Here is a 26,195-nt window from a genome sequence, read left to right on the forward strand (position 1 = left end):
ACCGAAGCGCTTCGGCAGTCCACGCCACTTGCAGCCGTGCTCGGCGACATAAAGATCGCATTGCACTTGCAGGTTCGTCAGACTGACTGTTGCCACGCTGTCGTGGCAGACAATGCTCGATCCGTTGATAATTGGGCTTCGGTGATTTCCATCGCCAGAGTGGACGATCAAACGACATTAGCGTGAACACGCCATAGGACCACTTGTCCACCGGGGCCACGTCACCATCCTTGCCTGTTCGCAGATCTTGCTCCGATACAGCTGCGCAAACTTCCGCAGCTGCGCAAGTTCTTTTCGAGATTGGAACCGAGCCTGATCGGCATCGAACACCGTCACGGTTCGCACTTCTGGGCTCTGGAATTTATCTCGCAGGGGGCACACGGTTCGACTGCTGCCGACACAATATGTGAAACCCTTTGTGGTCGGCGGCAAGAACGACGAGAATGATGCTTCCGCCATCTGTGCAGCTGTGCCACACCCGGCATTGATCCAGCACCGATCAAGCGCCGAACAGCAATCATTGCAGTCGGCTCATCGCATGAGTGAGCGGGCCGTTTGCGAGCGAACCGTGAAGTCAAATCAGATACATAGCATGTTTGCATGCAGAAGAGGGGTTCATCTTCCGGACGGCCCTTGTCCAGCTTCGGTAGGACTTCAATGGTTCAATGGACTGGGAGTCGGTGCCGTCGCAGACGGCTCTCGTGCAAACCTCCTTTGATCGCTATCCGGCGCTTTCGTGCTCGCTGTCTTGCACGTGACCATATTCATTGGACAGGCTTTGACGGATGGGCTTGCCGCATCGCAGATTCAGGTCCAGACGACAGAACGGGCTCGCGAGGATATCGTCGACGCGATTAGCGGGACAGAGCGAGTGGAGCGTCAGCCTGATTGCTCGCCAGTCGGTAAAGGCACCGCTTTCGGCAAGTTCGAAGGCCCTCCTCCGGATAATCCCGCGGCACTCGATCGTGTCGGCGTCGGCCATATTTTTCATAGTCGCACCTCCTCCTGAGTAACAGTCATTCGTGCGTCATCCTGACGCGTAACTTCTGGGGAATTCCGGATCATGCGGCCTTGGCACGATGACGAGGAGCCCCCGGGCGACTACGTTGATGGTTTCTCTGCTGCGAACCACGATGCGCCACAAACTAAAAACCTGCCGCCGCCCGCTCGCGCACCTGCATTAGTGAAGATACGCGCGCGATTCACCCTCGATGTTGATATGCGTCAATGCTGCGAACGAGCCAACCAACACCGTGATGCGGTCGGAGTAGAACTAGCGAATATAGTCCCTCAATCCCATCTCGTTGTACAGAAGTGTCGTACCCTTCGCGCAGGATCTGTAAAGTGGCTCCCGGATTTGAGACAGTAATTTAGTCGACGCTGAAAAACTCGAAGCGCCTTGCGCGGCAAGGGTTTGAAGCTGATAGTTGTTGATGCATTTGCAGGAACTTCCCGCTCGCGGTGATTTGACTGGTGTCAACCGCAACGATCCCATTCAACTTCTAGCGTTCGTCGAGGCAATTCCGCCCATCCGCGGCAAGCCTGGCAAACCACTATCAAAGCCTCGGGTCGTTGAGGGCGATAGAGGTTACGACCACGACAAATATCGATGTCCACTGCATGCGGTCATGCATTGCAGAAATCGCTCGACGTGGTCAGCCTCTGTTGAGCAGACCATCTCGTGGCTTCACAACTTCCGCCGACTGCGCATCCGCTTCGAACAGATCGCTTCCATCCACGGATGGCTTTCTTCAGAATTGCCTGCTGCATCCATATGCTGGCGACCACCTGAAAAAGTGATTCTGCAAACCCCTTACTGCCGCGGCTTTCCGACACAGCATCAACGTTGAGTGCAAAGTGAGCCACGTCACCCCCCCGAGCCGTGCGCGGGGCTTCTGCGAGAAGAATCAGCGAAGCATTATTCAGTCCCAGCTCGAACTCAAGAGCCGCGAGGAACCGGCTTTGCGCATGACGCTATCCGACGGCTAATGGGTCTACAGGCGGAGCCTTTTCCTCAGGCGTGACGTCAGCGCGCGGGCCGGCAGGCTCGCGAGCGAGGCAACGGCAAATACGGACAGGATCGTCACTGCATCTGCAGCGAGACCCAGCCACACATCATGCTGGCCGCCGGTTGTCCGGGCCAACACGGCATCGGCGCTCAGCGAAACTACGGTGCCGGCGACGAAGCACTGCAGGCTCCTACGGCCGATCGCTCCGACCCACGGTGCCCTCTCAGCAGCGTGTCGTATCCAGCCACGGCGGACGAGATCGGCGACCAGCCACGCCAGCGCGATGAAATTCACCGCGCGTGGCCATTCGAGGTCCCGCTTCATGATGCCAGGCGTTGAGGGCTCGATCCTCAGCTTGTAATAGGCACCAGAGGCGATGATCGCGAGCGCTGCAAGCCACGCGATCCTGCCGAAACGCGCGGAATCGATGTGTTGATAAACGGGCTGGCAGCGCGCGAGTGCGCCGAGCACAAATACCAGTTGCCAGGCGAACGGATTGAAATCCCATCGGTTGTTCAGTGCGGCGGGAAGATACCAATATAAGGTTCCCGCGACCGCCCAGAGCCCGAACGATAGCGCTACAAGTAGCCACGGGCGCTCGCGTGCGAGCGGTACCATCACCGGTGCTGCCAGCGCGAAGAGTACGTACATCGGCAGCACCGACGCAAGATATGGTTGACGGCGTAGCAGCACGATATCGCGCAGCACCGTTGCCGGCGACGCAATCAATTGCTGCAGATCACGTGCCGTGTGCGGCGTTTCGATGTGGAACGCGCGCAAGACGGCGCTCGCCAGCAGCAGTAAGCCAGCCGTGAAAAGAAATGCCCGATAGATCACCCACGCTCGTTTGATAAACCACCTACGCGCGGCCGCTTTGTCGCGGTACGCTGCCAGAGTAGTCCATGCGGTGGCTGTCGAGTAGCCCGCGAGAAACACAAACGCTTCAGCAGCGTCGCAAAGCGCATACGTGTGCAACGTAATGTGCGACACGACGCTGCCGCTGACGTGATCGACGACAACGATCAGCAATGCGAGACCGCGGAGAAAATCGAGTTCTGGCAGCCGGGAGGTCGATGAATGCATGGAGTATGGATGGTGTGAGGCTGGAGCACTCACGGGCAGGGCGCTCGGGTGCAAACAGAACGCATGAAGGAAATTTCATTACGGAAAGGATTCGCCATCAAGAAGAGAGAACGAGCTACCACACTGCTGCCGACGTAGTGTCTTGAAGGCTTAATTTTGCCCGCTAATATGCCCAATATCATTGGGCTTTGCGAACCGCATCGGCTGGCATCTGGCCGTCCCGGGCAGGGCTTCGCTCCTGCTAGCCGCGCAAAAATTCTTTCGACCGCGTAGACATGAAGTCTTCTATGCGCGTGTAATAGCGTGGAGCATCTGTTTGCGTCCAATCCAGAATCCGGGTTAGCTCTTCCCAATAGGCAACTGCAGATTAATTGGTTGTTGCATTCTGCTTCGTCGAACGCTTCGCTCTATAGCCATCACATGCCTTGCCGAACGCGCCTAGCATCTTCCGGCTCCTCGTCGCTTGAGGCGTGCCATTCAGGAGGCCACTGCAGCGCGAGTTAAAATGTGGATGCGTCCGTGTACAGTGCTTCCATGCCTCCGTCATCCGCGACTGCCTCCAACCGAACTCTTTGGCCAACCTGTGCGATTCCTTGCTTGTATAGCGAGTTGACGCGTAACTCGCTGCCGTCGATGACCGACGACCGCAGTCCGCCAGACCCGACGACAATCAGACATGCTCGAAGCGGAGCGCGTATTCACGTCCCGTCAAAGCGATATTGCCACATTAGATCAGTTATTGAATATGAATTTTTATTATGGAAACCTAACGCATACTAATGCGTGTATGCGTGGAAGATGATCTTGATGTCAGGTTCGTCAGGTTAATAGGTAGGGCTCAACCAGCATGAAGCCGCTCACCCTAGCGGCAACGCCCGATTTTCGTCCCATGATCGGTTGCAGCATTGTCATCTTTTCGTCACGGTGCTGCGTCGTTCGTAATACCGTAGATCACGTAGTTTCGCGGAGCTAAAGTCGAAAGTAATGGGATCGACGCCCCCACCCGAAGCGGCATCAATTTGCCAAATCTATGGTCCGCCACATTTTTGCAACCCTGATTTTCGATGGCGAGCTGGCTTGCCTAAATCTATTCGGCGTCGTTTTGGGGGGCGCACCCCGCGCCACGATGAGATTCGCGCCTGACGATCCTTAACAGTGGCTCGGCTTCGAAAGCCTGTTTGGCACGCAGGTTCTTCGTCAGGCCGGTATGCCGTTCACGTCATCAATTTTCGGTCGTCGCAAAACCAGTTGGGTGAGTGTGGTCAATAAAGATGAAGCCATGTTCGTTCAGGTCGGGCGGGTTGTGAAGCCCGCGTCGAATGTGGTGTGGCGCGCAACAATTGCTCAGCCGGTTCGCGCCAGCTTGTTGGCCAGTGCAGACGCCACCAGGCTTGAATGCCGCTGCACGAGCATTGCGCGAACCCAGTCCGTCAGGCGGCCGGTTCGTTTCTCTAGGCCTCGCATGTAGGCTCGGGCGCACAGGACGAGCAGGCGCCTGACATTTTTGGCGCCGCGCCGGCTGATCCCGAGAAGATTGGTCTTGCCGCCCGTACTGTATTGCCGGGGGACGAGCCCAATCGATGCCGCAAAATCGCGGCTGCATCCGTACTGTTTTGCATCGCCCATTTTCGCGGCCAACGCGCTTGCGGTGACCGGGCCAACTCCCGAGATGCTCATGAGGCGCTGTCCCATCTCGTCCTCAGCGAGCTGGCGGCCCAGCTCCTGGTCAATCTCACCGATCTGTTCCTCGAGGTACTTGACGTGCTGGTGGTGGCGCTCCAGAATCGCAACCAGCCGGAGCGGCAGTTCCTGCATGGCGAGCACGGACGGCAGACGTGCGACAGCGGCCTTGCCCACCGGCAGACTGATGCCAAACTCGAGGAGAAAGCCATGCATCTGGTTTACGGTTCTGGTGCGCTCGCGCACCCATCGATTCACGCACACGATGCAGCACCGAAAACGTCTGTTGCGATTCCGTCTTCGGGGTTACAAATCTCCATCGCCGGGCGCGATGCTGTTTCGCAGATCGCCTCGGCGTCGACGAAATCATTCTTGTTTGACTTGACGAATGGCCTGACGAACTGAGGCGAGATAAAGCGCACCGTGTGCCCGAATTCGGCCAGCTTGCGGGCCATATGATGCGAACCGGCACAGGCCTCCATAACGACGGTACAAGCATGGAACGTCGCGAAGAATTCGACCAGTTGTTTGCGCTCATCTTTTTACGGAACACAGCCTTGCCTTTTGCGTCCTGCCCATGCAGGTGAAATGTGTGTTTGCCCAGATCGATACCAACGAGCGTGACTCCGTCCATGATGGCCTCCAGTTCGGTATGAACACTGCCAGCCTATCCTATCCGCCAGGGCGGGGACCATCCCATTAGTGGAAGTGTCACCGCAACCACCTGACCGAGGGGTGCGCCCATCATGAAGATTACGACGATTGGCATCGATCTGGCGAAGAACATTTTTTCCGTGCATGGTGTAAATGAACATGGCCGAACCGTGCTGAAGAAAGTGCTCAAGCGAAATCACGTTGCGGAGTTCCTTCGCCAACCTCTCCACCTGCGTAATCGGGATCGAGGCGTGCGCCAGCGCGCACTGTTGGGCCCGCAAGCTGCTGGCAATGGGCCATACCGTAAGATTAATCGCACCCCAGTTTGTCAAGCCGTACGTCAAGACGAACAAAAACGACGCGGCGGATGCCGAGGCGATCTGCGAGGCAGTCGCGCGACCTAACATGCGTTTCGTACCGGTCAAGACCATCGAGCAGCAATCGGTGTTGTCGCTGCATCGCGTACGTCAGGGTTTTGTCCGGCCCCGAACCCCACAGGCCAACCAGATTCGCGGACTGCCGCCGAATTCGGGATCGTTGTTCCCCAAGGCATCGGGCATCTCGAGCGCCAGGTGCCCGAACTAATCGAAGATGCAGAGAGCGATCTCACTGGCTCGTCTCGATTGCTGATCCAGCGGCTCATTGACCATCTGAAGGACCTTGGCAGGCGGGTCCGGGAGCTCGAGAAGCAGATTCAGTCCTGGCACCGCAGCGACGAAACGAGTCAACGCCTCGCACGTGTCCCCGGCATCGGGCCACTTACCGCGAGCGCGCTCGTCGCGTCTGTCGGTGACGCAATGAGCTTCAGGAATGCCAGGCAACTTGCGGGGTGGGTCGGTCTGGTACCCCGACAGAACTCCAGCGGCGGCAAGAACGTGCTGCTGGGCATCAGCAAGTCAGTATGACTTCCATTCGGCAAGGCTGGCCGCCGTGCGGTTGTAGACGCGGGTTTGAGCAAGCTTGATGAACAGATTGCCACGATCGAGCGACGTTTGCAGGCGTGGATGAAAGAGGACAAGGCGAGCAAGAGCATTGCCGCCATACCGGGTGTAGGCCTGCTCACGGCGACCGCCGCGGTTGCGACCATGGGAGACTCAAAGTCATTCAGATCAGGCCGCGAATTCGCGGCGTGGCTCGGCTTGGTACCCCGACAAACGGGCTCCGGCGGCAAGGTGGTCCTGCTGGGAATCAGCAAGTCAGTATGACTCCCCGTGAGGCGAGGCTAGCCGCCGTGCGGATGTAAGCGCGGGTTAGCATGGCTGCCAGAGCCGCATTGAGTGGGGACGGATCCGCCGCTCAACGGTCTGTTTCCGACACGGAGGCTAGCATGCACGACGATAGCACGTTGTACGTAGGGCTCGACGTTCACAAGGATTCGATCATGGTTGCCTACTCGGTCGATATGGGCGACGTAGAGTTGCTCGGCAAGATCGGTACGACACAGATCGAAGTTGATCGCCTATGCAAACGGCTGCGGTGCAAAGCACGACACATTTGCGTGGTCTACGAAGCAGGCCCATGCGGTTATGGCCTCTATCGACGGCTGATCGACAAAGGCTTCGACTGCATGGTGTGCGCACCATCGCTCATCCCACGCAAGCCGGGTGAGCGCGTCAAGACAGACCGCCGCGACGCAATCAAGCTGGTGCGCTCACTGCGAGCCGGTGACCTGTCCGCCGTGCATGTGCCAACGATGGAAGATGAAGCGTTTCGCGATCTGGCCCGTGCCTGGTCATCAGCCAGAGAAGACCTCAAGCAGGCGCGATGCCGGCTGAAATCGTTCCTGCTCCAGCATGGTGTGAATTACTTTGGACGAGCGGACTGGGGGCCTGCTCACCGCCGCTGGCTTAGCACATTCTCGTTCGATAGTGGCTGGCAACAACTGGCATTCAACGAGCACCGCCGCACGATCGAGGATCGCTTGGCGCAATGCGAACGACTGGAAACCGCGCTGCGTGAAGCCGTTGCAGATTGGCGTTTCTATCCCGCTGTGCTTGCGCTGCAGTCGATGCGGGGCATTAACTTCACGTCGGCTGTCGGCCTTGTGTCCGAACTGGCCGATCTGTCGCGCTTCGAGCATCCACGCCAACTGATGGCGTGGCTTGGCGTGACGCCGTCGGAACATTCGTCAGGTGGCAAACGGCGACAAGGCAGCATCACAAAGACAGGAAACAGTTACGCAAGAAAGCTGCTGGTCGAATCCGCGTGGAGCTACCGTCATTCGGCACGCGTGAGCATTGATATCCAGCGGCGACACGAAGGAATTCCAAAGGCGATCATCGATCGGGCCTGGGACGCGCAACTGCGGCTGTGCCGGAGATACAGGAACCCCCAACCAACATAACCCGAGCGATCGCCAGGCCGATAACTGGTCCGTCCTGTGAACAGGGTGATCTTCATGCGGCAGTCCGACAGAGATATAGTCATGCGACGTTCTCCACGTCCAGAATAACCGCACCTGTGCGCTGTCCGCTCTCGACCAGCTCGTGCGCGCGTGCGCAATCCCGAAGCGGCAGTACCTCATGGATTGGTACGTCGAGCGTCCCCAGCTCCAGAAGATGATTGATGCGCATAGCTGCGTCGGCTCGTTCCCCGGGTGTGAGCAAATAAACCAGCACGAACTGAAGCTCGATGCCCTTGAACAGAAACTTGTAGAACGGTATCTCCGGCCGCATCACCCTGGCTGAGCCATAGGTCACCACTGTCGCGCGATCCGAGAGCAGATCGGCCAGAGACTCCACATTGGCGCCGAATTCGACTTCAACGGCGTGATCGATTAGTCGCCCATTTGTCGCATCGAGCACGTCCGCAACGAAGGTGGGGCTCGTGTAGTCAACGAAGGCATCGGCACCAGCGCTGGTGATGCGTTTTTCATCAGCTGAGCCATGTCCGGATGCGACCACGAACGCGCCTGCCTGCCTGGCGAACTGCACGGCCAGCCGTCCGACTGTGCCGGCTCCGCCACTGATCAGGACGGTGCGCCCGGCCACGTCGCCGAAAGCTGTCGTGACGTGGCACGCCGTGAGGGTTGGAATGCCCAGTGCTGCGCCAACCAGGTAGGAGGCGTTGTCCGGGAGCGGGAAGACCAGCTTCTCGTCAATCGCAATGTACTGGGCAGCGGTGCCGGAAGCCCGTCGCCACTGCCCATTGCTTACCCAGACGCGGCTTCCAGGGGTGAGCCGGTTGCATCCAGGGCCACACTCGATAACGATCCCGGCACCGTCGCTGTGTGGAATGACGAACGCAAAGGCAAGGTCGCTCTTCCCGCCGCGAGCCCCCGCCCTCGCCTTGACGTCCGAGGGGTTGACGCCCGACGCATGGAGTTGCACAAGGACTTCCCCATGACCGGGGGACGGCATTGGACGCTCCCCGTTCACTAGCACCTCGCGTGCGGGTCCGACCCGCTCATACCAGACAGCTTGCATCGCGTTCTCCATTCATTTTCGTAACGAGGAAATCGTATCGCGGAGCCATCAAGCTGAAGAACGCATAATACCAATCGCAGCTATCGTTATTGGAGATTGATGTGCGAGACCTTGACATAGACCTCGTCCGCTGCTTCGTTGCTGTCTCGGATGCGCGGAGCTTCACCGGTGCATCGAAGCGCCTTTGCAGATCGCAGTCCGCGATCAGCACGCGGGTTCAGCGGCTTGAAGATTTACTCGGGGTCGAGCTTTTTTCCCGCAACAGTCGCCAGGTCGAGCTAACTACTGCCGGGGAACAGTTCCTCAACTACGCTGTCGGTCTGCTGCGTCTGAACGATGAGGCTGTCGGTATGGTTGGCCGAAGGAACCTCGAAGGGCGCCTGCGCCTGGGCATCGTCGAGTATCTTGTTCCTCACCGGCTGCCGGAACTGTTAGGCCGGATTCGTCGACTGCTCCCGCGGGTTGAGCTGAGCGTCAGGGTAGCGCTTAGTGAGGAGTTGCTACGTGCGTTCGATGCCGGTGACCTTGATGTCGTTCTCGTAAAGGAGCAGGAGGGTCGCGGCTCACCTCACCTGTTTCGCGAGGAAAAGATGCACTGGGTCGCGGCTCAAGATCTGGACGTCCCACCACCCTTGGTTGACCTGTGCCTGCTGCCCGCTCCCTGCGCGTTCAGAGCTGCTGCCATCTCGGCGCTCAATTCGGGCACGATCCAATGGCGAGAAGCGCTGACTTTGAGTGGCGTCGTCGGTGTCCAGTCCCGCATCAAGGAGGGCCTTGGCATTTCGGTCCTTTGCGAATCCGCGCTGGACGACGGACTTGTTACCTTGCCGCAAGGCAATGGTGCCTGGCCCGAATTGCCGGGGATAAGGCTGGTGACCTATGAGCGAAGTCCTGATCCACTTGGTCGTGCGCTGATTGACCTTCTGAAGGAGTGAGTGCGGCTACCCGTGCGGGAGTGGCGGCAATTTCCGGGCGCCTTCGTTAAAATGCTCGGTGCTGCGCGCGCCCAGCACCGACGCAATGCTTGACCGCTATCGTGCGCGCCGAGCCGGGGCCAAAAAAAATCGGCGCAGGCCCCGGCAAGAAGTTGTCTGTTGCATATGCGAATGCAACCGCGACTGTATGGCGTTCCTCCTTGAGGCCGAGCTTCGCGAGATCGAACTGCCCATTGCAAATGCGATGCGTCAACTCGATTCCTGAAATCGTGGTCGCGGCGCTCCCGAATCGCTTGAAACCAGGCATCACGTTCGTTCTGGACTTGATGTGGCGATGGCCTTGCTCGATCCCGTTGTTCAGATATTTTGAGGAGCGGACCTTCGTGTCTTCAGCCAGCAGACCATCGGTCTTCATTTCGCGTACCGCGCGGTGTGAGGCGGCATAGCCGTCGAGCGTGATGGTCTGCAGCGGCTGGCCCAGACGCTTGATGGCCTTGCTGAAAAGAGCTTTGGCCGCAGCCACGTCGCGTCGGACTCTGAGCATGAAGTCCACCGTCTGCCCAGCCCGATCCACTGCCCGGTACAGGTAGACCCACCTGCCGCGAATCTTCAGGTAGGTCTCATCGGTACGCCACGAGCGAGCCGCAGGTGTAGCAAAGCGGTTCCAGCGTTTGACGAACTCGGGTGTATAACGCCTCACCCAGCGCAGAATCGTCGTGTGAGCCAGCGACAATGCCCGTTCGACCATCACTCGACCAGATCGCGAAAGCTGAGCTTGTAGCGTAGGTACCAGCGAACGCACACAATGATGATCTCCCGATCAAAATGGCGTCCGCCGAACAACTTCTCCGGACTCTTCAGCTTGTTCATCGCGGCTCGTCGGTTTGTTTTGTTCCGACAACTCTAACCCATTCGCCGGCCCTATTTGCACCAGAGCCCCACTGAGATGCCTCGATGCGCCATCATTCTTCCAGGTTTCTCAGACTGAGCGGATAGGCCACATACCAGCGCACGCAAGTCAGGATCACATCAAGCGGGTAATGCAGGCGTTTGAGCACGCGGGCCACGGTCGGATTCAGCGTCTTCATCCAGCTTTCAGTCGTTCGTCTTGTTACGAACATCATAGCCGACTCGACCTATTGCAACAAAACACAGCAACATCACGTCTAGCGGGTGATGCAACTGTTTGAGTACTTTTGCCACAGCTCGGATTGAGCTTCTCGGTCATCGATCAAGTCACACATTAAGGGCCGTCAGCATAGCAGACCGCCGTATTGCGACAGATCACCGCAGAGCAGAATTTTATGCGGTCGAGGTTTTGTACCTTCCGGATTTTCTCCTATGATCAATGCGGGCGCGGTACCTCACGCCGACGAGCCTGGAGTGTCAGTGTACGCGTCGTTTGCTCAACGCGTATTCGGCGGTCTGATTCACGAACGGAAGAGATTTAGGATTCCCGTTGCATTGAAAATCCCTGTGGCTGCTCGATGCCACCCGCAATTCGCGGGGCGACACGTAAACGCTGCGCCGCAATCGCACGTGTTATCGGATCGCCACAATTTGACCGGATTCACTCCGGGGACGAAGGAGCATTCAATGGGGCAAGCGAACCGATCCTTTTTTGCGCGCGCATGGCCGGCAGTGGTTGCGCGCCTCATCGGGCTGTCGTCCGGTCGGCGTCGCCATAGTGTGATACGTAGCGCATCAGAGGACGTCGCGCAGGCGGAGCCTGTTTCCACACACTCGTCCCGGACGTGTCCTGAGGCGAATGCCACGTATCCCGATCTTGACGGGCACGCGAGCTGGCTCGACGAGCGCTCGTTCTGCCTTTACGTACCGATCGTCGCAGGCAGTGGGGAAAGGGGGCTCGCCGTATGGGCGGACCGGTTGCGTACGCTCGGTCTCGCTTCGGTCGTGACGACGGTCGGTGAATCGTTGCGTGACAGCGTGGACGTCCTCCATGCTGGTTGCGATGCGGGTTTGGCCGAACCCGAACCTTATCTCGAAGTCCTCGTCGGCGGCGAGACGGGCGCTTTTCTCTACTATCGCGGCGACGAGATCGAAGACGAACTCTCCGCCTTACACGACGCGCTCGATCGTCGCAGTCATGCCAGCCGTCCACCATCCTGACAGGGCTTGTCGCCCGTATTTCACAGCGATGCACGCCGGCATCTGCGGTGCCGCGTGCGCGCTTGTTTTCGATAGGGGGTTACACGATGTTGAATGCAGTCATTCCGAGTCAGGCGACCGTCTATCAGCAATGGGTACAGGGCCTGAGCGACTCGAACGAGGCGTTCCGCAGGCTCGCTGACGCGCAGTTGCGCATCAGCGCTCTTGCGATCGACGTTGGCGTCGCGTCGCTTGTGTCGTACCAGTCGGTGCTGCGCGTGGTGATCGACGAGAACGTCGTTGGCAGGCTGTTCGGCCAGCCGCTACGGCAGGCGATGACGGCTGCGGTCAAAATGGCAGCGTGCGGATCGGCGAGCGACGGCGCCGTCGTCTCTCACGCGTCGAGGTAGGCTCGCGATGACGACCTTTCTGCAGCAGCGCATTCGTTCTTTCGGTCCGCGTCCGTGTCTCGTGTCGGCAGGCGAGACCGTCACCTATGATGCATTCGGCAAGCGGATCGATTTCTGGCACGGCGAACTCGACCGTTGGTGCGTGAGGCGCGGTGACACGGTGGCCGTGTGCGGTGACTATGCGCCTGATGTCTGCGCATTGCTGCTCGCACTCGCGTTTGCCGGAGCGATCATCGTGCCCATTGCGTCTGCCGGCGTGAAGCGCGACGAGTTTCTTGAGATTGCGGAGGTCGGCCTCGTCATCATGTTCGACGTGGCAGGTGCTCCCCGAGTTGAACGCCGGTCGATGCCCGTTACCGCGCATCCGCTGATCCGGCAGTTGCGCGCGGAAGGTGCCGCTGGCCTGATTCTCTTCAGTTCCGGCTCCACAGGCCGAAGCAAGGCTTCCCTGCTTGACTTTGACCGGATGGCAGCGAGGCTCGAACGGGCGAAGGGCCGCGCGTACATCACGCTTGTCTTTCTGATGCTCGATCACATCGGCGGCATCAACACGCTGCTGAACGTGCTGTGCCAGGGTGGGACGATTGTGACGCCGGCTACGCGGACACCCGATGCGGTGTGCGAAGCGATCGCGCGCTACCGTGTCGAGTTGCTGCCGACCAGTCCGACGTTCATTAACATGATGCTGATTGGCGGTGTTGCGGCGCGCTACGACCTGTCGTCGCTGAGGCTCATTACATACGGCACTGAACCCATGCCCGAAACGACCCTTGCCGCGCTGCACGGCGCACTGCCCGGTGTGAAGCTGAAACAGACGTACGGACTGTCCGAGCTTGGCATCCTGCCAACGCAATCGAAAGGCGCGGGTTCGTTGTGGATGAAGCTCGGCACGGACGGGTTCGAACACAAGATCGTTGACGGCGTACTGTGGGTACGTTCCGCAACGGCGATGCTCGGCTACCTGAATGCCTCGTCGCCCTTCGATGAGCAAGGGTGGTTCAACACCCAGGATGTCGTCGAGACTGACGGCGAGTATGTGCGCGTGCTCGGGCGCCGCTCGGAGATCATCAATGTTGGCGGCGAAAAGGTTTACCCGGGCGAAGTTGAGAGCACGCTGCTCGCTGCCGGTAACGTCCGCGACGTGACGGTGTCGGGCCGGCCCAATCCGGTGACCGGACACGTCGTCGTCGCGCGCGTATCCTTGATCGAGCCGGAGGCGCCGGCGATGCTTGCCGCCCGGCTCCGGGATTTCTGCGCGGGCCGCCTCGAACGTTTCAAGGTGCCGGTCCATATCGATGTCGATGACGGCGTGCATCATAACGACAGGTTCAAGAAAGCCAGAGTGTCACGACCGACGGAGCAGCCCGTATGAGCGATGCAGACGACGTAGTTATCATCAGTGGAGGAAGCAGGGGCCTGGGGCTTGCGCTGGTGCGCACGTGTCTGAGCGCTGGCCGGCGGGTCGCGACCTTCAGCCGTGCGCGCACCGGCGACATCGACGATCTGATCGAACGCGACACGCACGCCGCGCGGTTTCACTGGCAAGCAGTTGACAGTACCGACAGCGCGGCGGTCTCGCAGTTCGTTGCGGGCGTGGCGGACCGCTGGGGTGGCGTCAGCTCGCTTGTGAACAATGCAGGCGTGAGTCACGACGGGCTCCTGGCGCTGATGCGCGAGGATGCGATCGAACAGATGATCGCGGTCAATCTGACTGGCACGATCCTGCTCACGCAAAGCTGCACGAAGTGGATGCTCCGAGCGAACCGCGGCGCGATTGTGAACATTGCGTCGGTGAACGCGATTCGTGGCCACGCGGGGGTCGCCGTCTACAGCGCAACGAAGGCGGCGCTCGATGGCCTGACGCGCAGCCTTGCGCGCGAACTCGGTGCGTGCAACGTTCGTGTCAATTCGGTCGCGCCCGGTTACTTCGAAAGCGATATGGTGCAGCACCTCGACGAGAAGGCGCGTGCGCGGATTGCGCGACGCACCCCGCTCGGCCGGCTCGCCGATACGACCGACATCACAAACGTCGTCGAATTTCTGATATCCGATCGCGCCTCGTTCGTCACGGGGCAGACGGTCGCCGTGGACGGAGGCATCACATGCTGAATCAACGATTTGAGCGCCACGAGACCGAGCGGCTCGTCCATGGTGCCGTGAGCAAGATCATGAGCCAGCGCGGGCTGCCGGCGCGAGAACTGCGTGAGGACGACAGGCTGAATGCGACGCTCGGCCTGAGTTCGCTCGATCTCGCCCAGCTTGTGTTCGATCTGGAACTGACGTTCGGCGCCGATCCGTTCCAGACCCTCGTGCCGATCACGTCGGTCCAGACTGTCGGGCAGCTCGTTGGCGCCTATCTGCGGCTCTTCGACGACACGGGGCTAGCCGACCCGAATGACGAACTGGCCGATGCGCAGGCGGCAAGCGAGCGTCGCCGACAACGGCGGGGGGCGCGAGGATGACGGACGCGACCACGCACACGCCCAACGACGGAGCGAATACTTCTCCGTCGTCCTCCAGTCGTGGCATCGCGATCGTCGGGATCGGCTGCCGGTTGCCGGGGGCGAGCGACTGGAAAGCGTACTGGCAGAATCTCATCGATGGTGTCGAGTCCATTCGTTTCTTCGATGATGCCGCGCTGCTGCGCGCGGGGGTCGACCCCGCGCAGCTCGCATCGCCCGGTTACGTGAAAGCGTCGCCCGTCATTGACGACTTTGACCGCTTCGACGCGGGCCTGTTCGAATATTCGCCACGCGAAGCACGCGTGATCGACCCGCAGCACCGCGTCTTTCTCGAAGTTGTCCACGATGCGCTCGAGGATGCCGGTTACTGGCCAGATACGTATGACGGTTCGATAGGGGTGTTCGCTGGCGCGGGCGGCGTGGTCAGCAGCTACTTCGCGTCGAACCCTGCGTTGCGCGGCTCGACGGGCGGTGTCGAGCACATCGGCAACGACAAGGATTTTCTCGCGACGCGTGTGTCGTACAAGCTGAACCTGACGGGGCCGAGTGTCACGGTGCAGACTGCATGCTCGACGTCACTCGTCGCGATCCATCTCGCATGCAGCAGCATCCTGAACGGTGAATGCGACATGGCGATCGCCGGGGCGTCGACCGTACGCGTGCCGCACATCGCCGGGTACACGGCGCGCCAGGGCGATATCCTGTCTCCGGATGGGCATTGCCGCGCGTTCGACGCGCGTGCGCAAGGCACGGTGTTTGGCAGCGGCGCGGGCGCGATCGTGCTCAAGCACGTCGAAGACGCGCGTGCGGATGGCGATCACATCTATGCGGTGATCCGCGGCACGGCGATCAACAACGACGGTGCGTCGAAAGTGAGTTACACGGCGTCGAGCGTGAGCGGGCAGGCGAAGGCGATGCTCGACGCTTTCGCCTGCGCGGGCGTTGCGCCACGGGCAGTGGGCTACGTCGAGACGCACGGCACCGGCACGGTAGTCGGCGATCCGCTCGAAATCGATGCGCTGACAAAGGCGTTCCGGCGCCACACACAGGACAGCGCGTTCTGTGCGGTCGGTTCGGTGAAGACGAATATCGGACATCTCGAACAGGCGTCGGGGATCGCAAGCGTGATCAAGGTCGCGCTTGCACTCGATCGCGGGCAGATTCCACCGAGCCTGAACTTCGATACACCGAATCCCAGGATTGCGTTCCCGCAGACCCCGTTCTTCGTGAACACCGCGTTGCGCGACTGGCCGCGCGGCGCTGCGCCGCGGTTCGCGGCCGTCAATTCGCTCGGTCTTGGCGGCACAAATGCGTTCGCCGTGCTTGAGGAGGCACCCGTTCGGGCGCCGACGACCGTTGAGGACGACCGTCCGCTGCACGTGCTCACGCTGTCTGCCCGCTCCGGGCGCGCGCTCGGAGCGCTCGCGGACCGATGGCGCCAGTCTCTTGCGACGACAGACAAGCCGGTTGCCGACCTCTGCCATACCGCGAATACCGGGCGCCAGCCGTTCAACTGGCGGCTGACGGCGATCGGCGGCACAGCGAGCGAACTGGCGGCGCAACTCGCTGCGCCCCCGTCGGTGGAGCGCCTTGGCAAGCGCCCGCTTGCGTTCCTGTTTGCCGGGCAGGGCGCGCAGTACGCCGGGATGGCGGCCGCGCTGCATCGAACGCAGCCGGTATTCCGCGCTGCGCTTGACCGCTGCGACACATTGTTGCGCCCGCATCTCGGCAAGCCGCTGCTGTCGGTCCTGTATGGGGACGCGCGCTCAAAAGCGCGCATTGACCAGACCGCGTATGCGCAGCCAGCGCTCTTTGCAGTCGAATGGGCGCTTGCCGAACTCTGGCGGTCGTGGGGCATCATGCCGGACGCAGTGCTTGGGCACAGCGTTGGCGAATACGTGGCGGCCTGTGTGGCCGGCTGCTATGACCTCGAGACAGGCATTGCGCTGATCGCGGCCCGCGGCCGGCTGATGCAGGCGTTGCCGAAGGGCGGTGCGATGGCCGCGCTCTTCGCAGGGGGAGAGACGGTCGCGCAACTGCTTGACATTTGCGACCCGCAGGCAATTGGCATCGCTGCGTACAACGGGCCCGAGAACACGGTCGTGTCGGGTCGCGCAGAGGCCGTCGCCGAAGTGCTCGCGCGTGCGCAGCAGGCGGGCATCGGCGGGCGGGAGCTGAGCGTCTCGCATGCATTCCATTCGCCTTTGATGGCGCCTGCTGCGACTGGGCTCGAAGCGCTTGCGGGCAACTATTGCGCGGCCGCGCCGACGATCCCGCTCGTTGCGAACCTGACTGGCGCCTTCGCGGACGCTCCGCCGACACCCCGGTACTGGAGCGATCACGCGCTGCAGCCGGTGAGTTTCATTCGCGGTGTGCGCACGCTCGCACAGGCTGGCATTGTCGATTTCGTTGAGGTTGGCCCCGGCACGACGCTCGTGTCGCTCGCGCAGCAGATTCTGGGCGATGGCGAAGCAGGCGAGCGGCGCTTCCTCGCCTCGATCGGACCCGACCGTGAATGGAGCGAGCTGACGGCGTCGCTTGCCGCGCTGTGGCGCAGCGGCACGCCAGTCGACTGGCGTGCGTTCGACGCACCGTACTCGCGGTGCCGCGTGTCCGCCCCGACCTGTGTGTTCGAGCGCGAGCGTTACTGGCTCGACGCGGGCCGCGGCGTGCCGGCGGGAAACATTGGTTTTGCGGTCGGTACCGCAACGGGACCCGGAGGCGATATTCCGGGCAGGCGTCTGCTCTCGCCGCTCGCCGCGTGGCAGTTCGCCGCGACCTACGACCTCGACACGGTACCGTGGCTCACCGATCACCGGATTTTCGGGATGGCAGTGCTACCGGTGACAGCGGGGCTGGTTGCCCTCGCGGTGGCCGGGAACGAGCGTTTTGCAGGCGCGCCCGTGTCGGTTGAATCTTTGACGTACGACGATGCGCTCGTTGTCCCCGATGACGGCGCGCGCGCCGTTCAGGTCGTTCTGCAAGGCGATGGGAGTGACATTGATGCCGAACTCGTCAGCCGCAGTGCGACTGACGACGCGTGGCGGCGCCACCTTCGCGCGCGGGTGTGTGCGCGTGCCGCACCACGCCTCGCGCCGATCACGATGCCGTTACCCGCATCGGCAGACCTCGAAAGGATGGTGCCGATCGAGCCGTTGCGATACTACGAGGCGATCGCACCGCTCGGATTCGGCTACGGCCCGGGCTTTCGCGGCATCGTCGCATTGTGGCAGGGCGATGAGGAAGCGCTGGGCCGGGTGGAACTGCCCGCGCATCTCGAAGTGGCCGCGTATCCGCTGCATCCCGCTCTGCTTGACGCGTGCCTGCATATCTATCCCGCGCTCGTACCCGAGTACCGTAGCCTTACCGGCCTAGAACCGAAACCGGAAGGCACATGGTTGCCGATTTCAGTCGAACGGTTCGAGATCGAGCGCACGGGTGCCGGGCACGTATGGGTACGGGCGAAACGGCGCCCGGCGCAGGCGGACGTCGTCACACTGGATATTGAGATCTACGGCGATGACGGCGCTCCCGTCGCACTGCTCGGTGGACTGACGGTGAAACCGATCACGCGCACGCAGATTTCGCCGCAGGTCAACTCACGCAATCGCGCGCTGCATCGGCTCGAATGGATCGAGCGGCCCATGCAGCCGCTGCAGGACGCGCCTGCGGCCGGACCGTCGAACTGGCTGATCGTCACCAGTTCCGATCTCGGCATTGCCGACGCGCTCGACGCACGGCTACGTGCACTCGGACACCATACGTCCGTGCTGCCGCTTCCGGAAAGCGGCACGGACGGCGACGTGCAGGCGTCGCTCGGCACCGCGCTGTCCGCGCACCCCGACGGGACCGGCTCCGTTGGTGTGGTGCTCCTGCATGGGCTCGGCGAGCGCGTGGACGAGGCCACCTCAGTCGACGCACTCGCCGCGGCCGAGCGCCGCTTCAGTGGCGGTACGCTTGCGCTCGTGCGTGCGCTCGCCGAAGCGAACATCGAGGCCGCGCCACGCGTCTGGCTCGTCACGCGCGGCGCGCACGCCCCTGTGGCGCGCGCGCCCGGCGGCGACCCGCTGCAGTCGTCAGTCTGGGGCATCGGACGTGTTGCCGCGCTCGAATATCCCGAACTATGGGCCGGGATGATTGACATCGGCGGGAAAGAAGACGCCGCAGCACTGGCAGCGGAGTTGTTCGCCGTTGACGGCGAAAATGAGGTCGCGTTGCGCGCGGGTCGCCGCTATGCCGTGCGCCTCGATCAGGATGACGAACCGGCGCCCGAACGGATTGTTCCGCCGTTCGATCCGGCCGCGACCTATCTCCTTACCGGAGGGCTGGGGGCGCTCGGTCTGAAGGTCGCGGACTGGCTCATCACCGCGCAGGGCGTCCGGCATCTGGTGTTGACGGCGCGTCGCGCCCCAGGCGAACAGGCCAGGGCGGTTCTCGAGCGTTGGGAAAAGCAGGGGGCGAGTGTGGTCGTCAGGCAGGCCGACATCACGCGCGAGGCGGACACGCATGTGCTGATCCGGCAGATCGGGGCCGAGCTACCGGCACTGAAGGGCGTGTTCCACTGTGCAGGCAATCTTGACGATGGCGTGCTAGCACAGATGGACTGGGACAGGTTCGCGGGAACGACCGGTCCCAAGGTGCTCGGTGGCTGGGCGCTGCACGTCGCGACGCGTGACCTGCCGCTCGATCATTTTGTGTTGTTCTCCTCCGTGCTGAGCGTGACGGGGGCGATGGGGCAGGCGAATTATGTTGCCGGTAATGCATTTCTCGACGGTCTGACCGAATATCGGCGCCGGCTCGGTCTGCCGGCGCAGGCGATCAACTGGGGGCCGTGGGGCGGTGAGGGTCTTGCGACTGAGTCAGGAGAACGGGGCGCGGCAATCTGGCGCGCGCGCGGCACAGTGTACATTGAAACAGAAGAAGGGATCGCGCTGCTGCACGCGATTCTCGCGCGCGGGGTCCAGCAGAGCATCGTTTCGATCACTGAATGGCCGCAATGGGCCGCGCAGTACCCCAGGCGCCCGCTCCTGCTTGAGCGGCTCGTGCGTGGTGCGCCAGCGCCTGCTGCCAGCGCCCTCTTCACGCGCGCCCAGGTGAATACGCGGCTGGGATCGGTGCCGGACCACGAACGGCGTGACGTGCTGCGCGACATCGTCGGTCAGATGGTCCGCGCCATCCTTGAAGTCAAGGGCGCTTTCGATTCGACACAGCCGCTTCGCGAGCTAGGTCTCGATTCGCTGATGGCGATCACACTGATCAACCAGCTCGATGCGGCCATTGGCGTGAGATTGCCAGCCGCAGCAATGCTCAAGGGGCCAAGTCTCGATCAGCTTGTCGACGAACTGCTACCGAAGGTCAAGGTTGAGAGCGACGACGCCGTACCCGAACAGATGGGGGCAGCGATGCCTGCGCTTGTACAGACCACCTTGAGCACGGCGGCTTCGGCGACTGTGCCGGCCGAACGATGGCTTGTCCGGATCCGGCCGAATCCCGAGGCGCGTTACCGGTTGATCTGCTTTCCGTTCGCAGGTGGCGGTTCAGCCGTCTACCGCGCGTGGGCAGATGCGACAGGCCTGGATGCGGAGATCCTTGCGGTCGAGCCGCCCGGCCGGCTCTCGAGGATTAGCGAGCCGCCCGTGAACCGGATCGACGCGTTCGTCGATGGTCTGCTCGCCGAGCTGCGTCCGCTGCTGGACCGGCCGGTCGCATTCTTCGGGCACTGTGTCGGCGGTCTGACCATGTACGAAACGACGCGTGCACTGATCGAGCGCGAGGGCGTTACACCCGCGCACCTGTTCGCATCGGGTGCGCGTCCGCCGCACCGCCTCGTTGCCGATGCCGCGTTCGAGCGCAGGCTCGCGGCGACGCTTGTCGAACTGCGTGAATTCGATATTATCGCACCGCTCTACCGGCAACCGGATGACGTCCTCGCGGAAGCGCTGCGTCACTTCCAGATCGAGGCGACCGAGCGGATGCTCGCGATTCCGGAGTTGCGCGAGCTCGTGCTGCCTGTCGTGCGGGCGGAGTTCGAGATGGCAAGCCGCTACGTGTTTGTGCCGCGTTCGCCGTGGTCCGTGCCGATCACCAGCTTTCGGGGCAAGGACGACATCTATGTGACGCACGAGGACGCGCTCGCGTGGCGCGATTTCACAACAGGTGAGTTCAGCCTGTTTACACGCGACGGGGCGCATTTCGGCGTCGTCGACGATCGCGCGTTCATTCTGGATGCGATTTCGGACGCGCTTGCCGGGTGAACACCGATGACAATGATGCCCGTAATGACGACGCGGTGGTTCCCCTCGGCGACCCCGACGACGACAGCGCGGCTGTCGCTGTTCTGTTTTGCGCATGCCGGCGGTGGCGCGTCGGCGTTTCGCGGCTGGCGTCGCCTCCTCGAACCTGCGATCGATGTGTTCGCTGTCCAGTTGCCGGGGCGCGAGAGCCGGCTCGACGAGGTTCCGCATACTCGCATGGACCAGGCTGCAGACGAGGTCGCAGCGGCGATGCAGCCCTATCTTGGCCGACCGTTTGCGTTGTTCGGACACAGTATGGGGGCGGCGATCGCGTTCGAGGTGGCGATGCGGCTCACGTGCGCGCCCGTGCATCTGTTCGTGTCGTCGTGGCTGCTGCCTAAACCTGCGCCGCATCCGGGACGTTTCGTGAACCAGGTGACGGACACGGAGTTGCTCCAGACGGTTTCGCGATACGGCGGCCTGCCCGACGGGCTGTTGCGCGACGCCGAATTCGCACAGGAATTCGTGCGCGTGTTGCGCGCCGACATGACGCTGCTCGATGCTTACCGGCCCGCCGTGGTGCAACTACGCTGTCCGGTGACCGTACTCGGCGGTGCAGACGACCCTGTTGTGCGTGCCGCCGAACTTGAGCGCTGGAGGGGGGTCGAGCGCGTCGCGGCAGTGCGTGTCTTTCCGGGCGGCCACTTCTATCTGCGCGATTCGCAGTCGGCATTGCTCGATACGATTTCGCGGCAAATGCTTGGCTTGCTCGCCGACCTGCAATGAGCGGAGCTTCATGGTGACGCGGGAGGGGGCGCAAATGGACGACGATCTACAGTACCTGAAGGAAATGAAGCACCGGCTCCGGCGCATTCGCGAATATACACGGGAGGGCCGTCGCGCATTCATGGCGTCGAACATGATGCAGGACGCTGTCGTGCGCAACATTGAAATGATCGGCTACACATGGACCTGTCTCAGTCCAGAGTACCGGTTGAGGTTACCGGACTTTCCGTGGCGGCTGATCGGCGCGCGCGTCGACTACCTGATGCACCAGCGCAACCCGGAACGGTTGAGGAAGCTCGTCTGGCTCGCAGTGCGGCGTAGTGTGCCAGAACTAGAGCGGGCGATGCGCAAGCATGTTCCAGAGATCGATGGAATGCCCGTGGACCGCGGTGCATTGCCCGGCCCGCGTCCGGACCTGAAAGCCGTAGCGCAACGGGATGAACGGGCCGCATGACGGATCATTCGCATCACCGTACCCTGTGTAGCACGATGTCCAACACGGACGCAGACGTAGGCGAAAGGAGCAGTCATGAACCTTGCCGGAAAAACGTTGTTTATGTCGGGGGGTAGTCGCGGCATCGGTCTCGCGATCGCGGTGCGCGCAGCCCGCGACGGTGCCAATGTTGCGCTCGCCGCGAAGACCGCGACGCGACATCCCCATCTCGAAGGGACGATCTACACGGCTGCGAAAGTAATTGAGGACGCAGGTGGCCATGCGTTGCCGCTCGTCGCCGATATCCGCGACGAAGCGCGGGTGCAGGCAGTTGTCGATGAGACAGTTGCAGCGTTCGGCGGGATCGACATCGTGGTCAACAACGCGAGCGCGATTCGCCTGACCGGCACACTCGACACGCCTGTCAGTCGCTACGACCTGATGCATGGCGTGAACGGACGCGGCACGTTTGTCTGCGTACAGGCGTGCGTGCCGCACCTACGCAGGTCGTCAAATCCCCATATCCTCACACTGTCGCCACCGTTGTCGACGAACCCAAGGTGGTTTCGTGACTACCCGCCGTACCTGATCGCAAAGTACACGATGAGCCTGTTCACGCTCGCATTTGCGGCAGAATTCGCGGACCTTGGAATTGCCGTCAACTCGCTGTGGCCCAGAACGACGATTGCGACTGCGGCGGTGCGCAACGTGCTCGGTGGCGAGGACATGATCGCGGCGTCGCGCACGCCTGAAATCGTTGCCGACGCCGCGTACGCGATTCTCACGCAGCCGGCAGCCACATGCACTGGCAGGTTTTTCATCGACGACGAGGTACTGCTTGCCGCAGGCGTGCGCGATTTCGCCCATTATGACATGCAGGCGGGCGCGCCCTTGCAGGCGGACTTCTTCGTCGATGCGTTGCCGGGCATGCGCTCTGCCGACATGTTCGCCAAACAGATCGCGTCGCCGTGACGTTTCACGGCGCGAACCACAATGACAATGAGCACATCCCGACTCAAGGCACTGATGCTGAAGGAAACGGACAATGGCGTCCTACCGTCAATCGAATGGCTGAACGTCGACAATCTGCCGGACGGCGATGTCGTCGTCGACGTCCATTACTCAAGCGTCAACTAAAAGGACGCGATGGCGATTGCCAATCGCGGGATTATTCGTACGTTTCCAGCGATACGGGCATCGATCTCGCCGGCGTTGTCGCGACGTCGGCCAGCCCCGGGCTCCAGCCGGGCGACGCAGTCGTGCTGACAGGCTGGGGGATAGGCGAGCGTCACTGGGGCGGTTTGACACAGGTCGTCCAGTCGGACTGGCTCGTCCCGTTGTCGCCTGGTCTCACGCCAAGGCGGGCGATGGGGATCGGCACCGCCGGGTTCACGTCAATGCTTTGCGCATTCGCTCTGGAACCGCACGACGTCCGTCCCGCGGGCCGGAGAGATTCTCGTGACAGGCGCGAGTGGGGGCGTCGGTAGTTTCGCGATCGTGATCCTCTCACAACTCGGCTATCGCGTCGTCGCAATGACCGGGCGGCCCGAGCACGAAAGCTATCTGAGGTCGCTCGGCGCGGCCCGGACCATCGGCCGCGGAGATTACGCGGTGGCGTGCAAGCCCGGGCGTCACGGCATGATGTTCGAACTGTTCGCGAGTGTCATCGATACCGTTGGCGGCCCCGTGCTGTCGTCAGCGATTGCACGGCTCGCATCCGGCGGCTATGTGGCGGTCTGTGGACTCGTGGTGGGACCGAACTTGAAACCACTGTGTTTCCCTTTCTGCTGCGCGCGATCAACGTCGTTGGCATCGATTCGGTGCGCTGTCCCACGCCGCGACGCGTCGAAGCGTGGGAGCGGCTTTCGGAATGCGTGCCAGGCTCACAGCTCGACAGCATGATTCGCGAGATATCGCTCGAACAGCTCGTCGATGCTGCGGACGAGCTGGCAAAAGGGCGGGGGCATGGCAGGACGGTAGTCAATCTGAAGGCGGACCCCAGATCGGGGTGATGTGTCGGGTCGATGTCCCATGCCTTTGGGAAGCGTTCGGTGTTGACCGGGCTTGGCGAGAGATGTCGCCGGGAGACATGACGGACGGGACGTCGCGAGGTCGTAGTCCCGCAGCGATGCGCGTCCGGCTGGTTGCTTCCCCCGCAGGATTCAGCTTGTGCAACAAGCTCGCGAAACGGGACAGGCCACCGGGTATCCGCGAAAACGCGGCGAGTCCCGGCATGTCCGTTACGGACGGCTTCGCGATGTGCAGGCCGCATTGCTGCTCGAAAGAGGTTCGAAGCGACCAATGGGATGCGTGAGATGTTCTGGCCTGGAGTGACACGCCCATGTATCAACAGTTTCTTTGCCGGCGCGAAACAGGCGTAGGTGTGCCCGACGATGTTCGCGTACTGCTTGCCGGTCTCGAATTCGAAAAATCCCCGAGAACGTTGACTTTTCCGGCGCTATCGCGCGACGAAATTCGGTCTGCGCGTCGCTTCTGCAATGAGCGCGACGCAGTGCGGTTCGCCGCTACGCGTTCCATGCTCCGGGCGCATCTTGCGCGAGAGGTTGGTTTCAGTGATAGCGATCTTGACTTCTCCCGGTCAGCCATGGGTCGGCCATTTCTCAGCAACTGTCCCGGCTCGACGATCGATTTCAACGTTTCTCATAGCGGTGCTTTTGCGCTCGTTGCCTGGTCGCATTGCCGCCGGGTCGGCGTCGACATCGAGCAATGTTCGGCGTCGCTGAATTGGGAAACCCTGCAGGATAGGGTGCTGGGTGAGTCGGATCGCGCTGCGTTTTCAGCGCTGCCGCACCAGAAGCGACGCGACCAGTTCTTTGACGTCTGGGTCGCGAACGAGGCATTTCTCAAGGCGCACGGGAGTGTCGGAGCCGGGCTCGCCGATTTTTCTGTGCTGCGGCCAGGGGTTCTGTCGCGGTAAGACGATTTGGGCGAACGATAACGATATGATGAGGATTGCTTACATCGCCAGCGAGTAGAATTGCCGGGCGGCCGATGGCTTGAGTTCGCCTGCGTCTTCCATCTGCCCCTTGGCGATCATATGCATGAGTTCAATGCCGCTCAACAAGATGCGGGCACAATGAAATTCCTTGAATCCCAAGATGGGTCGGGTACGGCGCTTGATCGCCCGATGGTCTTGTTCCACGATATTGTTGAGATACTTGGCCTGGCGGATCTTGATGGGCGTCTCACGCTCGGCGTTCACGGCGCGCAGCCCGGCCAGATTGGCACTACTCTTGTCGATGGTTACCGTTTCGGGCGCGCCATTCTGATCGATGGCCTTCTCGAAGTACCGTCGGGCCGCCTCCTTGTCCGCTTGGCTCGCAGCAGGAAGTCAACCGTGTTGCCGGCCTTGTCGACGGCGCGGTAGAGATACTTCCATGTACCCCGGTACCTTCACATAGGTTTCGTCCATCCGCCAGTTCTTGCCGACCGGGCGCTTGCAGCGGCGGAACGCCTTTTCAAGCACCGGCAAAAGCTTGATGGCCCGCCGGTGCACGGTCGAATGATCGACCGCGATCTCGCGTTCCGACATCATCTCCTCGAGATTGCGCAGGCTCAGCGGGTAGGCCACGTACCAACGCACGTACACCAACATTATCTCGAGCGGATAGTGCAACCGCTTCAGCACTTTGGCTAGCGCTGGACTCAGCGCTTTCATTGGTGTGCCGAGCATGCACAACAGCTTGGGGGTGAAAGTCCCCTGTCCAGCCTGATGGGGCGAAGGACCAGTGAAACGCAAGGGCGTCGTCGCGAGGCGGGGTCTGAAGGAAGCGTGTAGCAAAGTCACGACCTGACGAACAGAAACCTGATATGAGGCCTACCCGGTCGGACGAGCGAGCCAATGATCGCGAAGTCCTCCACCATCAAAGGCTGGGGTGGTAAATCAGGCGGGTGTGTGGTGAAGGCGGTTGTGCTTACCTCGGGAGGCCTGCCCGGTGTCCTGGAATCAGGACTG

18 protein-coding genes and 8 pseudogenes are annotated in these 26,195 nt (G+C 61.5%); 18 read left to right on the forward strand and 8 right to left on the reverse strand.

Going from position 1 to position 26,195, the window contains the following annotated elements:
• Nucleotides 1–186 (forward strand): hypothetical protein (locus BFD71_RS41900; RefSeq protein WP_218108694.1); only part of this gene is annotated, 186 nt, incomplete at its 5' end.
• A gap of 535 nt (nt 187–721) precedes the next feature.
• Here the strand turns inward: BFD71_RS41900 and BFD71_RS37535 are convergent.
• Nucleotides 722–991, reverse strand: coding sequence for a hypothetical protein (locus BFD71_RS37535; protein WP_069269242.1), 270 nt, complete (start codon nt 989–991; stop codon nt 722–724).
• A 436-nt stretch (nt 992–1,427) separates the two neighbouring features.
• Between BFD71_RS37535 and BFD71_RS41145 the strand changes: the two are divergent.
• A pseudogene (locus BFD71_RS41145) lies at nt 1,428–1,850 on the forward strand (hypothetical protein); the annotation flags it as partial.
• Nucleotides 1,851–1,994: 144 nt separating this feature from the next.
• Here the strand turns inward: BFD71_RS41145 and BFD71_RS37540 are convergent.
• The 3 genes and pseudogenes from BFD71_RS37540 to BFD71_RS37545 all read right to left on the reverse strand — a co-directional run bounded on the left by BFD71_RS37540 (nt 1,995) and on the right by BFD71_RS37545 (nt 5,406).
• Nucleotides 1,995–3,092: an OpgC domain-containing protein gene (locus BFD71_RS37540; RefSeq protein WP_069269243.1), complete on the reverse strand. Its 1,098-nt coding sequence runs from the start codon at nt 3,090–3,092 to the stop codon at nt 1,995–1,997.
• 500 nt (nt 3,093–3,592) lie between these two features.
• Nucleotides 3,593–3,790 carry a gamma-glutamyl-gamma-aminobutyrate hydrolase family protein gene (locus tag BFD71_RS43005; protein ID WP_083245720.1) on the reverse strand — a complete coding sequence of 66 codons (198 nt, stop codon included), beginning with the start codon at nt 3,788–3,790 and terminating at the stop codon, nt 3,593–3,595.
• Between the two features lie 646 nt (nt 3,791–4,436).
• Nucleotides 4,437–5,406 (reverse strand): annotated as a pseudogene (locus tag BFD71_RS37545) (IS110 family transposase).
• A gap of 112 nt (nt 5,407–5,518) precedes the next feature.
• Between BFD71_RS37545 and BFD71_RS37550 the strand changes: the two are divergent.
• From BFD71_RS37550 to BFD71_RS37560, 3 pseudogenes are all read left to right on the forward strand, one after another.
• Nucleotides 5,519–6,322: pseudogene (locus BFD71_RS37550) on the forward strand (IS110 family transposase); the annotation flags it as partial.
• 51 nt (nt 6,323–6,373) lie between these two features.
• Nucleotides 6,374–6,622: pseudogene (locus BFD71_RS37555) on the forward strand (transposase); the annotation flags it as partial.
• A gap of 131 nt (nt 6,623–6,753) precedes the next feature.
• Nucleotides 6,754–7,761 (forward strand): annotated as a pseudogene (locus BFD71_RS37560) (IS110 family transposase); the annotation flags it as partial.
• An 88-nt stretch (nt 7,762–7,849) separates the two neighbouring features.
• On the opposite strand, the gene BFD71_RS37565 reads toward BFD71_RS37560, so the two are convergent.
• Complete coding sequence (locus BFD71_RS37565) at nt 7,850–8,863, reverse strand: NADPH:quinone reductase (RefSeq protein WP_083245714.1); 1,014 nt, start codon at nt 8,861–8,863, stop codon at nt 7,850–7,852.
• An 89-nt stretch (nt 8,864–8,952) separates the two neighbouring features.
• Here BFD71_RS37565 and BFD71_RS37570 point away from each other — a divergent pair, with 89 nt between their 5' ends.
• Complete coding sequence (locus BFD71_RS37570; protein ID WP_069269255.1) at nt 8,953–9,786, forward strand: LysR substrate-binding domain-containing protein; 834 nt, start codon at nt 8,953–8,955, stop codon at nt 9,784–9,786.
• A 196-nt stretch (nt 9,787–9,982) separates the two neighbouring features.
• Here the strand turns inward: BFD71_RS37570 and BFD71_RS37575 are convergent.
• Both BFD71_RS37575 and BFD71_RS41150 read right to left on the reverse strand, forming a co-directional pair.
• Nucleotides 9,983–10,656, reverse strand: a pseudogene (locus BFD71_RS37575) (IS6 family transposase); the annotation flags it as partial.
• A gap of 95 nt (nt 10,657–10,751) precedes the next feature.
• Nucleotides 10,752–10,874, reverse strand: a pseudogene (locus BFD71_RS41150) (IS6 family transposase); the annotation flags it as partial.
• A gap of 508 nt (nt 10,875–11,382) precedes the next feature.
• Here BFD71_RS41150 and BFD71_RS41155 point away from each other — a divergent pair.
• From BFD71_RS41155 to BFD71_RS37630, 12 genes are all read left to right on the forward strand, one after another.
• On the forward strand, nt 11,383–11,916 hold the full coding sequence (locus BFD71_RS41155; RefSeq protein ID WP_141710949.1) for a hypothetical protein: 534 nt from the start codon (nt 11,383–11,385) through the stop codon (nt 11,914–11,916).
• Nucleotides 11,917–12,002: 86 nt separating this feature from the next.
• Nucleotides 12,003–12,305, forward strand: coding sequence for a hypothetical protein (locus tag BFD71_RS37585; protein WP_069269246.1), 303 nt, complete (start codon nt 12,003–12,005; stop codon nt 12,303–12,305).
• 7 nt (nt 12,306–12,312) lie between these two features.
• Nucleotides 12,313–13,677, forward strand: a complete 1,365-nt coding sequence (locus tag BFD71_RS37590) for an ANL family adenylate-forming protein (protein ID WP_069269247.1) — start codon at nt 12,313–12,315, stop codon at nt 13,675–13,677.
• Entirely contained in the window at nt 13,674–14,414 is a 741-nt protein-coding gene (locus tag BFD71_RS37595; protein WP_069269248.1) for an SDR family NAD(P)-dependent oxidoreductase, read from the forward strand. Before BFD71_RS37590 ends, BFD71_RS37595 begins: the two co-directional genes overlap by 4 nt.
• Nucleotides 14,408–14,767 (forward strand): acyl carrier protein, encoded by a 360-nt coding sequence (locus tag BFD71_RS37600; protein WP_069269249.1) that lies wholly within the window; start codon nt 14,408–14,410, stop codon nt 14,765–14,767. The genes BFD71_RS37595 and BFD71_RS37600 overlap by 7 nt, the downstream gene beginning before the upstream one ends.
• Nucleotides 14,764–21,021 (forward strand): type I polyketide synthase, encoded by a 6,258-nt coding sequence (locus tag BFD71_RS37605; protein WP_083245716.1) that lies wholly within the window; start codon nt 14,764–14,766, stop codon nt 21,019–21,021. The genes BFD71_RS37600 and BFD71_RS37605 overlap by 4 nt, the downstream gene beginning before the upstream one ends.
• A gap of 24 nt (nt 21,022–21,045) precedes the next feature.
• Complete coding sequence (locus BFD71_RS37610) at nt 21,046–21,786, forward strand: thioesterase II family protein (protein WP_069269250.1); 741 nt, start codon at nt 21,046–21,048, stop codon at nt 21,784–21,786.
• Between the two features lie 34 nt (nt 21,787–21,820).
• The gene (locus BFD71_RS37615) at nt 21,821–22,240 is read left to right on the forward strand and encodes a HepT-like ribonuclease domain-containing protein (protein WP_141710950.1); all 420 of its coding nucleotides are present in this window, start codon (nt 21,821–21,823) and stop codon (nt 22,238–22,240) included.
• Nucleotides 22,241–22,315: 75 nt separating this feature from the next.
• Nucleotides 22,316–23,191 (forward strand): SDR family oxidoreductase, encoded by an 876-nt coding sequence (locus BFD71_RS37620; protein WP_069269252.1) that lies wholly within the window; start codon nt 22,316–22,318, stop codon nt 23,189–23,191.
• Nucleotides 23,192–23,218: 27 nt separating this feature from the next.
• The gene (locus tag BFD71_RS42605; protein ID WP_256095096.1) at nt 23,219–23,356 is read left to right on the forward strand and encodes a hypothetical protein; all 138 of its coding nucleotides are present in this window, start codon (nt 23,219–23,221) and stop codon (nt 23,354–23,356) included.
• A gap of 396 nt (nt 23,357–23,752) precedes the next feature.
• The gene (locus BFD71_RS42610; protein WP_256095097.1) at nt 23,753–24,121 is read left to right on the forward strand and encodes a hypothetical protein; all 369 of its coding nucleotides are present in this window, start codon (nt 23,753–23,755) and stop codon (nt 24,119–24,121) included.
• A gap of 439 nt (nt 24,122–24,560) precedes the next feature.
• Nucleotides 24,561–25,157 carry a 4'-phosphopantetheinyl transferase family protein gene (locus BFD71_RS37630; protein WP_083245719.1) on the forward strand — a complete coding sequence of 199 codons (597 nt, stop codon included), beginning with the start codon at nt 24,561–24,563 and terminating at the stop codon, nt 25,155–25,157.
• 39 nt (nt 25,158–25,196) lie between these two features.
• On the opposite strand, the pseudogene BFD71_RS37635 reads toward BFD71_RS37630, so the two are convergent.
• A pseudogene (locus tag BFD71_RS37635) lies at nt 25,197–25,898 on the reverse strand (IS6 family transposase).
• Nucleotides 25,899–26,195 lie beyond the last annotated feature (297 nt).

This window comes from Paraburkholderia nodosa, from assembly GCF_001718195.1.
In the GTDB taxonomy this organism is placed as follows: Bacteria; Pseudomonadota; Gammaproteobacteria; order Burkholderiales; family Burkholderiaceae; genus Paraburkholderia; species Paraburkholderia nodosa_A.